Origin of the sequence: Pseudoalteromonas sp. SR44-5 (assembly GCF_014163675.1) — a bacterium.
Classification (GTDB): domain Bacteria; phylum Pseudomonadota; class Gammaproteobacteria; order Enterobacterales; family Alteromonadaceae; genus Pseudoalteromonas; species Pseudoalteromonas rhizosphaerae.
Map to the genome: position 1 here is coordinate 14,601 of NZ_JACJDT010000007.1, position 12,732 is coordinate 27,332.

The 12,732-nt window shown below is 38.9% G+C and carries 13 protein-coding genes; 7 read left to right on the forward strand and 6 right to left on the reverse strand.

Features of this window, described 5'->3' with window-relative positions:
* The first annotated feature begins 289 nt into the window (after window positions 1–289).
* From H5154_RS05505 to H5154_RS05535, 7 genes are all read left to right on the forward strand, one after another.
* Window positions 290–1,339, forward strand: a complete 1,050-nt coding sequence (locus tag H5154_RS05505) for an ankyrin repeat domain-containing protein (RefSeq protein WP_182717659.1) — start codon at window positions 290–292, stop codon at window positions 1,337–1,339.
* 122 nt (window positions 1,340–1,461) lie between these two features.
* Complete coding sequence (locus H5154_RS05510; protein WP_182717660.1) at window positions 1,462–2,025, forward strand: hypothetical protein; 564 nt, start codon at window positions 1,462–1,464, stop codon at window positions 2,023–2,025.
* A gap of 565 nt (window positions 2,026–2,590) precedes the next feature.
* Window positions 2,591–2,917, forward strand: coding sequence for a hypothetical protein (locus H5154_RS05515; protein ID WP_149982583.1), 327 nt, complete (start codon window positions 2,591–2,593; stop codon window positions 2,915–2,917).
* Between the two features lie 97 nt (window positions 2,918–3,014).
* Complete coding sequence (locus H5154_RS05520) at window positions 3,015–3,335, forward strand: hypothetical protein (RefSeq protein WP_149982584.1); 321 nt, start codon at window positions 3,015–3,017, stop codon at window positions 3,333–3,335.
* Between the two features lie 18 nt (window positions 3,336–3,353).
* Window positions 3,354–3,665: a hypothetical protein gene (locus H5154_RS05525; protein ID WP_182717661.1), complete on the forward strand. Its 312-nt coding sequence runs from the start codon at window positions 3,354–3,356 to the stop codon at window positions 3,663–3,665.
* 111 nt (window positions 3,666–3,776) lie between these two features.
* Window positions 3,777–4,412 carry a DUF4272 domain-containing protein gene (locus tag H5154_RS05530; RefSeq protein ID WP_182717662.1) on the forward strand — a complete coding sequence of 212 codons (636 nt, stop codon included), beginning with the start codon at window positions 3,777–3,779 and terminating at the stop codon, window positions 4,410–4,412.
* Between the two features lie 66 nt (window positions 4,413–4,478).
* Entirely contained in the window at window positions 4,479–4,754 is a 276-nt protein-coding gene (locus tag H5154_RS05535) for a DUF6881 domain-containing protein (RefSeq protein WP_182717663.1), read from the forward strand.
* A gap of 474 nt (window positions 4,755–5,228) precedes the next feature.
* On the opposite strand, the gene H5154_RS05540 is transcribed toward H5154_RS05535, so the two are convergent.
* From H5154_RS05540 to H5154_RS05565, 6 genes are read right to left on the reverse strand one after another with little or no spacing between them, the layout of a single operon-like run.
* Window positions 5,229–6,107: a TraB/GumN family protein gene (locus H5154_RS05540; RefSeq protein WP_182717664.1), complete on the reverse strand. Its 879-nt coding sequence runs from the start codon at window positions 6,105–6,107 to the stop codon at window positions 5,229–5,231.
* A 46-nt stretch (window positions 6,108–6,153) separates the two neighbouring features.
* Window positions 6,154–7,602: a sensor histidine kinase KdpD gene (locus tag H5154_RS05545; protein ID WP_182717665.1), complete on the reverse strand. Its 1,449-nt coding sequence runs from the start codon at window positions 7,600–7,602 to the stop codon at window positions 6,154–6,156.
* The gene (locus tag H5154_RS05550) at window positions 7,583–8,257 is read right to left on the reverse strand and encodes a response regulator transcription factor (RefSeq protein WP_182717666.1); all 675 of its coding nucleotides are present in this window, start codon (window positions 8,255–8,257) and stop codon (window positions 7,583–7,585) included. Before H5154_RS05550 ends, H5154_RS05545 begins: the two co-directional genes overlap by 20 nt.
* A 56-nt stretch (window positions 8,258–8,313) precedes the next feature.
* Entirely contained in the window at window positions 8,314–10,278 is a 1,965-nt protein-coding gene (locus H5154_RS05555) for an LTA synthase family protein (RefSeq protein ID WP_182717667.1), read from the reverse strand.
* Complete coding sequence (locus H5154_RS05560) at window positions 10,269–10,643, reverse strand: diacylglycerol kinase (protein WP_182717668.1); 375 nt, start codon at window positions 10,641–10,643, stop codon at window positions 10,269–10,271. Before H5154_RS05560 ends, H5154_RS05555 begins: the two co-directional genes overlap by 10 nt.
* Entirely contained in the window at window positions 10,636–12,303 is a 1,668-nt protein-coding gene (locus H5154_RS05565) for a phosphoethanolamine transferase (protein ID WP_182717669.1), read from the reverse strand. Before H5154_RS05565 ends, H5154_RS05560 begins: the two co-directional genes overlap by 8 nt.
* Window positions 12,304–12,732: the final 429 nt, after the last annotated feature.

Below are 12,732 nucleotides of genomic sequence, written 5' to 3' on the forward strand. Positions count from 1 at the left end.
GAGTAATGAATGAGCAGTAAATGAGGGGGGAGCAAAATAGCTACTCGGTTATGGTTGAACCATCAATAACAATAAATTAAAAACGAGTGATTCTACAGCTCGCCTCCATTAAAAATGGGGGAATTACCGTTTGTCTGTTAAAAACACCGATCTATAGGGAAATTATTTTTGTATAATAGCGCCTCTAAAATAAGCCATATCAGTCTTCGGGATATTATATAAAATATAGACCCCCAGTTCACTTAGCGCACAGTGAATATGTTATATACAAAGGATAGAGTACGTAACCATGGCACGAAAAAGAAAAACACTTCCCAAGAATTTTGATGAGCTGATCAAAAAAGAAAATCTCTCGACTCTTATCACTATTTTTGACAAATGCGAGCTGGATGCTTACAGCGGCTACGGTAAGGTATCGGCACTAGGGTTTAGTCATTGTCCCGATGAGTTGTCAAAGTGGCTTGTTGATAGTGGCGCGGATTTGCATTATTTAAATACCTATGGCAATACGCCGCTACACCTTAGAGCAGGCGCTATACACTCGAACTTGGACGTTCTTATTCAAATGGGAGCGGACGTAAATTTTCAAAGTAAAGCGGGCAATACGCCACTGCATAGCGCAGTAACCTTTCATAACGTCCACAATGCGGCAGTATTGCTTGCGGCCGGTGCGGATATTAACGTTAAAAATGAATATGACTTAACACCATTAGAATACAGCTTGCAGCGCTGCGGCAATTTGGATATTCCCAGTATGGTTGATATGACAGAGCTATTCGTTCGTTATGGCGTAGAAATTACGCCTAAAATGCAAGAATTGGTGACCGCTATTGGCGATAAGTTCGAGTTTATGCGAGAAGACTTTAATAAAGATAGTGTAGATGAGTACAGTCACGCCTTAAATAACTTGTATCGCTTATATGGTGTAACGCCTGTGGCAACGCGTTTGCTTCACGACGGACAGTCAGCTATTGAGTTAGTTGGTGATACTTGGGAGCAAACATACGATAACCTTTGGGATTATTTAGTCCCGCCTAAAGGCGCAGCATTAACCGTACAAGGTGAAGTTATTCGTATCGCAGGGCGAGTGACTGATGAGCTGTATGGTAATGGTGGTGTTAATTGGGATCGCGCATACCGGCAAATGTGCAATGCTTATCTTAAGCATATTGCTTCACACAATTCATTGGAAGAAAAAGAAATTGCTGCATTAAGTAATCTAGTTTCCGATATGGAGCTGTTAATGGATGAGACCACTCAGCTGCAACAATATGCTGTTAAGTGGATTTCAAAAAACACTCATCCAATTAAATTAGAAACCCCCAGCTATAAACGTTAAAGTATTTATTACTGAGGCCATCTGCTATGTGCTTTTTATGTGCTCTATGCAAGGTATTTTAATTACTAGTGTCATCAGTTATTGATGAGACTCCATCTGTATTATTTAAATAGGAAAATTAAGTGAACGAAGAACAATTACTCGAAATTATTACTAATCCGATCCCCGATAACTATTTTCCAGTCCAGTTTCTTGAAGAATGCAAAGCGTTGAAAGAGTTAGACTATATTTCACCGGTTGTATTAAAAGAGGAAGTAGTATCTCGATGTAAAACGATTATTTCACCGCAATGGCATTCTTGGATTGAAGCCTATTTCCAGCTTGTTTCGAGCGGCAAGTTTCCGTTTTTATGGCCTTTTAGACAGGATATGATTGGTTTTAACTTCAGAGAAGAGTTGGATGACTTTGAACGTGACGATGAGTTATTTTCATTAGGCTCTGACCCAGTTGGTGATTGGTTTGTGATGACCAACAGTAGCGGATCACAAGTGTTTTTATCAGATCATCATATTTATGATTTATATGACGGTTGGAAAAACCCCAATCATCTAGTGGCTTGGGCGTTACGCTCTGCATTGGCTGATGAACATGGGTTGGCTGTTGCAGATATTATGAATGCTTGGGAACAACGAAATGATAAAGTTGAACTCGATGCTCTCAAGCGGATCATATCGGATCTTAACTAAACCGAACATGTCGTCGGTTGAATATGGGGGAAACGCTTTATTCTGACGTTACCCCATACATCTTTAACGTTATGGTTTTTAACTATTCTTATGTACAGCAGTAGCCAGTACGTTAGGCAAATAAACTCAAAAAAGAGTAAGTTAATGTCCAAATGGCAGTTATTTAAAAGCGGTATATGAGAAGAGATTAAGACCCCATTTTAATATCAGAATGTTTTTTATTTAATGAGTAAAGTCAATCACTTGAGTATCGCATAGGCTTGTTAGCAAAGAGTTTAGTTGCAACTGATAATCTACACAGGGGCATGGTGCTGTAGCATAGCCAGTATCACATGAGGGGATTGTGAACATTTAAATGGCAAACGACAGGTAAATGTCAGTAATTCGAAAAATACGAATTTTCGGTCATTCACATTTTGAAATCAATTATGGTAATAGCGATCAAAGTAGAAAATCAGCAAACGATTGAATCAAAATAGCAACTCGGCTATGGTTGAGAAATAAATAAAAATAAAATTGCGTTATTCTACAAGTTCGTTAACTACTTGAAATAGGGTTATCCTGAATGAAAACTAATGTCGAAAATACAGAACAGCTGGCTACTGTAAATCAGAAAGTAGTTAAGGACGGGGAGGTTTTACCTTCAGTTCATTTAAAAGATGGGAGTCGGGTTCAGACAGGAACCGTGGCAACAATGTTATATAACATTAATCTTTATAATGCTGGCGAGCGAGAGCTAGTAGAGAAAGAGCTAGAACTTGCTGTGCCAACGCTTGTGAAAGTCGGCCTATTTGATCTTTTTCCCATTGAGGACTGGATTGCTGGCACTAATCCTGGCCGGCGTTTCGTCGGTGAATGTGCAAGAAACTATTTATCTCGATTAGGTAGCTAATAAGTGATTATTTGACACTGACTGCGTGACGTGGGCATGAAGATAATTACAATGAAAAATTTCGAACTGTTTATTAAAAGCTTCGCGTTAAGAGCCTATGAGCAATAAATTACGAAAATATAAAATGTCAGGATTTTTGCGGGCATCGGTATTACCAGACTACGACATCGATCCTAATGGGTATGCTGCATATAAAAATGCACAACTCATATTAGACTCATTCTGTGAGTTAAAAGATGAATCTGTATTTCTACCTTTTGGGGTATTTAGTCGAGTTTACAATTTTTTGGGCCAAGAACTAACGCTTGATCACGATTCGGATGCAGGCGATGTAACGTTTATCCCAAAAACTGATGTGCAATTAGAGGGCTTACTATCACTACTGATAACCGAACATGGCTACGAAGTCAGCCCTTAACAAGTTTAGGCTGTATATTTGAAATTTAAGTTTGCATGCCTGTTTGCTTTAATATTCAGCAGTAATGCGGTTTTGCATGCTGATGAATTAGATTTTTCTCAGTATAAAGGAAAAAGCTATGAAGTAGTTAAACGTGAGTTTTTAAACAGTGGTTGGCAGCTAGTGCCAAACCAAGAAGGTGAAACTTCCATCAGCGAACAATATCCTGAAGTGACATGTGGCTTAGGTAGTATGGCTATTTGTTCTGTTGGTTTCAAAAGTAAGCAAAACTCGGTTGCTTTCATAGTCGTAAAATCGCAAAGTGAATTAATTATTTCTGGTGAATATTGAGTTAGCCACTAATACATATGAGCTCAGCTATGGTTGATACATCAATGGCAATAAATTTAAAACGAGCAATTTTACAGGCTTGTTATATTTAGGGAAAATTAGGGAGAGGTTATGGATACTCAAGCAATTAAAAAAGAAAGCGAAACTATTGTTTCAAGTTTTGATGGGGAAATTTGTGATTGGCTTCCTGTCTATGATATCTCACAGATGAGATCAGATAGTGAGATCATAAATAGAGCACTGATTATGAATGCAATGATCAATATTGCATTCAACGCCCCAATTGACTTCATAAAAAACTATATCGATGAAAACCAACTAGCTGAACACTTGTCAGACGTTGAGAAAACTATTCTTACACAATCCCAAGAAAACATAAGTGAGCAAGATAAAATCAATTTACATTGGTATCTTGAGTCACTCTGGGCGTTGATTTGGGTTATGAATAAATTCGATGACCTCAGTTTTCCATACCCAATACCGGACGATATGATCGACTACTGCCCGGATCTACAGCAAGAAGAAGGCCCAGAAAAGTTTACGAAAGATATTAAAATCCGCTCGTTTGAAGAAATATATAAAATGAGAGATGTATATTATCGAGCTATGTGGAGTTGTAGGCATTACCAACTTAATAATGACCCCCATGATAATTTTAATATGAGCATAATCATGGAGCGCCGTCGAGCGCTAAGCTGGTGTCTTGATAAACAATTAGATTGGGATGATGTCCCTCAAGACACATAAAAAATATAGCAGGGTGATCACCCGAGGTCAGCTAATTAGCGGGTGATGGCGCTATTGGAGATAAATATGAGATACATTGATGTCGAGTGGATACATGACCTTGAAGATGAGCCGTTTCGTCTCGTATCCGAAATTGGTGATGATAATTTTGAACTCCGCAAGCTTGAGTTTTGTCGTAATGGAAAGCTTGGATTTGCTTCGGGTGAAACCCACACCGAAAATACGATGCTCGGTATTGCTGAAGTGCCGCAACTAGAGGAGATAAACTCTGATGTTGAATTTCAGGGAATAAGTATCTCAAAACAAGAATTTGAGCAGCTATGGCAGAAATATGTACCATAGCTGCTTGAGGCATCAATAATATGCAAGAATATAAAGTGTCTCATAAACAGGGAAGCTCAAAGAAGCATATCGAGTTTTTTTCACCGCCAGAGTCTGCTGATTTTAGAGCTGCATGTGAATCTGCTTTTTCTAAGCATAGCTTCACTATCGAATTTGATGGAAATTATTTATGTGTAACACATTCAGATAAATCGTCACGGTTGTCAGATATAAGTATTTAGTCTGATGAGTGGGGAGTTATTTGGGGTGAGGCATCTCAATGGGGATCGGATGAAGAGAGCCATAGTGCAATAGAATTATTTGAAAAAATACTTGCATAAAGTGGTGAGTTTATTGCTAAATAAATGCCATAACAGCGTTTTAAGTAAGAGTTTTTTGCAAAAGCTTGTCAAAAATTATAGCCGCTTTTGCATTGATACCTATAACCGCTTGGCTATTACTAGCCAAGCAGGTGAGTTGTCTTTTCGTGAGTAATTACAGGCGAGTTACTGTAAAACCTTGGTTTTTAAACTGCTTTAATAAACCGTGTTGTTCTGGCAAATGCAGGGCGCCTACGGCGATAAATAGTTTTTCTTTACCAATGCGAGGTGTGAGCTCTTTTATCCAATTATTGTTACGTTCAATCAGCATAACTTGTTCGCTGATCTCACCGTAGTTGCTGTCATCAAAGCTTTCATTGTAGTACTTAGTTAAGGTGGCCATATCGCCATTTTTCCATGCATTAACTAAGGTTATAAAGTAGGTTTCAACATCGGCAAGCTGTTCAAACGTTTCTTCAATCATTTCGTTACTTAACAACGATAGATTATTAAACATCTCCATTTGATATTCGAGCGTTTCTAATTCGCCAACCGGTATATTGTTCGCTTTTGTATAGGCAAGCACTTGTTTATCAATGCCATATTGATCAGAAAAACCAATATTTTGAAATTCCATTTGCAGCATAGTAACCATTACGGCCCATGGAGCTAGGTTATTAAACATCGCTATATCAATTGATTTGTTGCTGAAGTATTGCTGAAGCTTTTTATAGTTTTGCTCAGATAATTCGCTTTGTAGAGTATTACCGTTTTTTAGCATCATAAATGGCATAGAGCGGCGCTGCATTTCCATCGGGCTGATTGCACTAACATCGACTTCAACAATTACTTGATCGCTGGCATCAAGCGCGTCGGTTACTTTTTTAGGTAGCCCTTTCATAGTGGCATCACCGACATGCACAGTGCCAAACAAATATGATTTAACGCCATTTTTTTCTATTTGCCACAACCCAGGTTCACTGTGGCTAGCAAAACTAATACACAGTAAAAGGGATAAAATAAAGTAACTGCTAATACGCTGAGTGAGGTTCATAATTGTCCTTATTGGTTGGGTATATATCCATATTAAACCAATACGCTTAATTGGGTAACGTTAAAATTAATGCTAAGCGAGAGTTTGGCTTGTTTTTTGCGCTGATGGTAAAGTTATTGAGATTACATAAACTGTTAACTATCGCTAGCCCCAAGCCGTGGCGTTGGTTATTCGTTCGTGAGCTATCAAGCTGGTAAAGGGGATCAAAAATAGCCTCAAGTTGTTGTTCACTTAAAGGCTTAGCTAAAGCGTTGCATAGCGTGATTGTGGTGTGATATTTAGTTTGTTCGACCTGTAAGTTGATAGGTTGGGTGCTAAGCCCATAAAACAATGCGTTATCGAGCAAGTTAGATAAAATGGTATGCAGGCAAAATCGGTCAGCGGTGATCATCAGCTCAGTTGCAACATCTAGCTGTAAGCGCTGCTCAATATCGGCATGTTTAAACTGCAGTTCATTGCTTAATTGCGTAATAAAGTCACTTAAATTAACGCTTTCTAAATTGAGCTCTACAGCGCTACTACCAGCGCGTTGTAATAGCAGTAAGTTATTGACGATGGTTTTCATACGCTGTGATATAGCCAAAATGTCGCTGGTATATGTGGCGCTAATACGCTCATCATCAGGGTAACGCAGTGCCACTTCCGACAAGCTGATCAGCTCAGAAATTGGTGTTTTTAATTCATGTGCGATGTCGCTGGTTAGGCGTTTTTCATTTTGATAGAGCTGTTGATTGGTGGTAATAAATTTATTCAGCTCATTACGAATAGGTTCAATTTCCTCTACTTGAAAGTCGCTTTTGATAGTTTGTGAGGCGCCAGTGATATCGAGTAATTTTATTTGTTCATTTAAGTTGTTCAGTGGAAAGAGGCCACGGTTAACGATTCGAGTGACTAAATAACGTACTCCAAAAACTGCGATAATGCAGGTCAGAATAAAAACCACATCAATGATCAGTAATACTTTATTTAATGATGAAATAGGAGCGGCGATAGTTAAAACCATGGTCTTAAAATGACCGCTGCCGCGCGCTGCTTCATTTTCTTGCTGGGCAATGAAGTGGCTGATCATAGCGCGACCCTCTTCACCGTTAGGCAGAGTGTAATCAATAATTTTAAATTCGTTAATGGGGATAGCTAAATTGGGTAAATCAATATTTTGATATAGTTGCAATGAATCTGATTTTTCAAACGTCAGTTGTTCGTGCCATAGCTGATAAAATTCGCTGGCATTGGCCTGCTCATATTCAGACATAAACTCGCCAGCAAAATCAAATTCTAGTTTGCCATTATGATCTTTTACTAAGGTTTTTAAATAATTAGATTTATTAGTTAAAGATTGATTAAATTGATTTTCAACCCAAGAATCAACACTCAAATCGACGGTTAAAAAAATAGTAACCAGAATAATCGATAGTACGGCACTAATATTATTGACTAGTTTACGCTTGATAGAGTGACGTTTAGTTTTTGGCAGCTCAGTTTTGAGAGGCGACATAACCAAATCCACGTTTATTTTTAATTGGTAGTTCGCCGCCGAGCAGCCGTACTTTTTTGCGGATCGCTGAAATATGCGCTTCTAGCGCATTTTTTGACAGCATATCAAATTGGCCGACCACGGCTTCGCTGATCATCTCAAGGCCTAATACCCGTTCTTTGGCACTAAATAAGCACTCAATGATTTTATATTCGTTGCGAGTAAGGTTTATAGGCTGCTGCTGATAATGCAGTGTTTTTAAGCTCAAATCTAACACGCATTCTCCTACACAGAGTGTGTTTTGCTGGTTTTGTAATTGGCCTCGCCGAGACAGCGCCAGTACTCTGGCATGTAGTTCTTCAAACGAAAACGGTTTCGTTAGATAATCATCAGCACCTTTCATTAAGCCGTTTATTTTGTCTTGTGCTTCAGAGCGAGCAGATAAAATTAATACCCGAGTTTGACTCGAGCTGCTACGCAGTGCCTTGAGAATACTCATGCCATCAACACTTGGTAGCATTAAGTCGAGAATGATTAAATCATAGTCGCCACACAGTGCCATGCTTAAACCGTGTGAACCATCACCGGTACCGTCCACGGTAAAACCGAGATTATTAAGGCCGACATCTAGGCTGCGTCTAAGCGGTTCAGAATCTTCGATTACGAGTATCTTCATGATCTTAACTCAATTAAATAACATGTTCGCCTTGCTACTTTAGCAAGGCTTATAGATTAATGATACCAACTCTTTTGATAGGCTAAATTACCTAAATTGGCATGTGCCAGTGCTTTTTTCACCAATTGTGGGTCGTTGCTGGTGGGCACTAATTTATCTTGTGTGTATATATAAGTGGTTGCTGGTTTTTGTGGTTGTAAAATTACGACCTTATTACCTTGGCCACTATTACCGGTTATGTAGGCAAAGTTTTTATCGTATTGCATCATTGCGCGTTGTTTATTATCTGCGATTGGCTGCGTAAGATCGCGACCTATCATTGGATGTTCACCACTGGCTCCAATCAATGATAATAATGTCGTCGGAATATCAAGTTGGCTAGCCAACTGATGATCACGCTTGGCATTGATACCTTTACCAAAAATAACCGCAGGAATACGAAAGTGATCAATCGGTACTAAACTTGCCCCCGATACGCGCGAGTCATGATCAGCAATCACTATAAAGACGGTATCGTCCCAGTAACTTGATTGCTTTGCTTTTTCGATAAAGGTGCCTAGCGCATAATCGGCATATTTTGCTGCATTATTGCGAGTTTGTTTTTCATTATCGTAAAGTGCAATTTTATTATCAGGGAACTCATACGGGCTATGGTTAGAGCTGGAAAATACTAAGCTAAAAAATGGCTGCCCTTGCTGCTGTAACTTGGTGAGTTCTATATCTGCTTGGTTGTATAAGTCTTCATCCGATGCACCCCATGAGCCATTAAAATCAATATTGGCAAAGTCATTACTATCTACAATGTGTTGAAAACCATTACCCAAAAAGAAGCTTTGCATATTATCAAAGTGGCTTTCACCACCGTAAATAAACTGGGTTTGGTAATCTTGTTTGCTTAAAAAGTCAGCAATGGTAAAAAAATCACGTTGCGATTTATCAAGCTTTACTACTGCGCGAGAAGGGGTGGGGGTAAATCCAGTAATAACCGCTTCTATACCGCGAACTGAGCGTGTGCCCGTGGCATATAGATTATCAAACCCCCAACCTCGCTGAGAAAGTTTATCTATATTAGGGGTTAAAGGTAAGCCGCCTAAAGTACCCACATAACGTGCTCCTAAACTTTCTTGCAAAATGATAACTAAGTTTTTGGGCTTCCCTTGATACGCCGCTTGATGAAAGGTTTTGGTTGGTGCGCTGGCATCGTTAAAAACAGCTTGCTCATTTTGCATACTCGCGCGTACTAAGGCTAATAATTCCTCTTCGGCCATGGAGCCATAAAAGTCTTGGCTTGATTTTTCATTACTGAGTTGTTTAATTGCAAAGGCTACGCTATACAACGAGTTAAGACTAAGATCATTAAGTAAATGATCAGTTGAGAATGCCACCATTGCAGGGTTTAACGGTCGATGACCTAGTGAGTTACGTGCACCTAGAACGGTTAAGCACAGTAAGCTAATCACCAATAAGGAGTGTTTTATGATTGGCAACTGACAGTGGCTACGCCATTGGCTGGTAAAAACTTTTGTAGCCAGTTTTACCCCAACGATCAAGAATAATAAAGTGGTGAATACCTCTATTTTATACCCCGCAAAAATCATTCGAGAGACTTCTTTTGGGTATATTAAGTATTCAATAAATAAGCGGTTTGGACGCAAATCATATTCACTAATAAAGGTCGCAGTGATCACTTCAAAGAAGATCAGCAACGCGGTCATTAGCAATAAATAGTATTTAATGATGCCACGAATAAGCTGCTGTTTAGAGACTAATGTGCTGATAATTATCAACAACAATGCCGGCATTAAAATATAACTTAAGGTAGCCGTATCAACGCGCAAGCCGCCAACAAAAATATTTAGCCAAGCATGAGAGCTAAATACTCGCTCACCTTGCCATACACTTAAGCTAAAACGAGCCAGAGTTAACATAGTCAGTGATAAACTAAAAAATGTTAGCAATACCCAATATGGACCGAGTCTATTTTGTAGTTGCGCAAGACTAAATTTATCAGTTATGCCCATAAAATAGCCCACCAAACCAGTGTGCTAATCATCATTGCTATAAATACACTGGCAGAGGCAATATCTTTAGCCAGCCCAGAGAGTTCATGATGTTCTGTACCAATACGATCAACCACCACTTCAATCGCGGTATTGACTAACTCGGCGAATAGTACAAACAGCAAGCTGGCAATTAAAATAAGTTTATCGCTGGTGGGAATATTCGCCAGCCACGCAAACACTCCAAGTAATAAAAATAGCGCGAGTTCTTGCTGAAATGCAGCTTCAAATCGCGTCATCCATTTTAAGCCATTGAAAGTATGGCGTAAGGTAAATAAAAGGCGTAGTAGTCCTTGGCGTTTGAGTACCGTTTTCGAATTATTCATTATTGTTTTTCACTTTTTTATTAATTGCTTTACAGTTACTTACTAAATCTAAAGACTGTTCATAGGCTTTACTTTTGATGCCTATTAGACTTATTAATGTATGGAATATATTGTCGTGAGAAGCAGCTTGTTGTTGATCAACACTCTTTAAGCAACTTTCTGTAATACGTTGGTTGCCTTTGGCAGCCCACATATACATAGGGACATGGGTTTGGCCACTAGGAGCAAAGCTATACGGAAAGCCATGTAAGTAGGCGCCATTTTCGCCGAGCGACTCACCGTGATCTGAAATATATACAAAGGTTTTATCAATATTGTCAGGTAAGTTATTCAGTTCGGTTAACATTAATGAATTTACGTAGTCGCTATACGCTATGGTGTTGTCGTAAGTACTAACTAACTGCTCAGTGCTACAGTTTTGTATATCACTGCGGTCGCATGTTGGTGTGAATTGCTTAAATTGATCTGGGTAGCGCTGAAAGTAAGTGGGTCCATGAGAGCCCATCATATGCAATACAATGACCGTATTAGCTTGGCTTAAATTAGCTAGTTTACGTTTAAGTGGTGCTAGTAACGCTTCGTCATAGCAATGCTGTTGTTCACAAAGTGCAGAGTTATCTACCTTGATGGTAATGTTGGTAACGCGATTACAGACATTTTTACAGCCACTGTTATTATCAACCCACAACACATCAGCGCCAGCGCTTTGGGCTATGTCGAGAATGTTTTGCTGGTTATCAGCTTCGTTACGTGAGAACTCAGCTTGGTTTTGTTGTGAGAACATACAAGGGACCGATACCGCTGTTGCGGTTCCACAGGACGCTACATTGTTCAGGTACGTTACTTTGAAAGGTCGAGTGAAACGGTTGGTATCGCGTGTATAGCCTTGGTAAGCAAAGTTTTCAGCACGTGCTGTTTCACCTACCACGATAACGGTTACTTGAGTGTGTTGTGATGCACTTAGTACTGGTGCTGGGTCTAAAATTTGAAATGGTTCGTCAGAGACCAGCCATTGATCGCGAATATATTTATAGCCACTGCTTAAATATTGGAATGGAATTAACTCTTTCTTTAATAATTGATTGTTACGTCCGGTAGCGGCATAGTCGGCATAAAAACTCAATACAATCACGGCGATTAAGGCAAAGCAGCCCAGTAGCAGTTTACAACGACTCACCAGCTCTTTGCTAACCAGACTAAAGCGAACCTTGGTTTTGATTAAAACCAATAGCGGCAGTAAGGCGAACAAACAAAAGAATATAATAAATTGCAAGTTAAGATAGCTTGCCGCTTCATGACCGTCAGTTTCAAAGGTGTTTTGAATCATAGAATAGTCAAATACCACTCCATAATTTAAAGTGCCGTAAAGAACGGCGCACGAGCTTAACAATAATATGTAATTAATTGGTTTGAGTAGCCAGCGACTAGATAAGAATGAAAAGAAAATAATTAATAAGCACAGCAACAGTAACGGCACTGAGAGTAAAAATAACCACGAAAAAGAGGGCAATGTGGTGATTGCGTTAAATGCACCATGCATAAAAGGGATATTGATGATTAAGCAGTAATAACATGCTAATGCGATGATAAAAGTATTGGCGCTACAGGTAATGTAGAAGCGCTTTTTAAAACCTGTGCTGAGAAATTGGCTTACCAACATAAATTGAGAACTCAATAATAATAATTTAATACCTGCATGGTAGAGTCCAAGACTTAAGAAACACTTAAGGGTAACTAGTCATTTCCTGAATGAGGTGATTTAAAAAAGAATGATTTATTGTGATTTCGTCAAAAATTAATCAAACCAGTAATTGGTTATAACGAGGTATGAAATATCAATAGCTTCATATATTAGGAAAATTAATCTATTTAGGCTTATATATTGGATTTTTATGCCTTTAAAATTGATTGGTGAGTGTTTTTTTAGATTGATTTTAAGGTTGACTTAGCACTCCCATCGCGGTACTAATATAAAAAGACAGCGGGGGAGTTGCAATTCCTTCGTAAATTAACAAATTTTGGTATTTATTACATGCTTACAAACGCACTAAACCTAGTCCTTATTAACGTCGTGGTGATTATTATTACC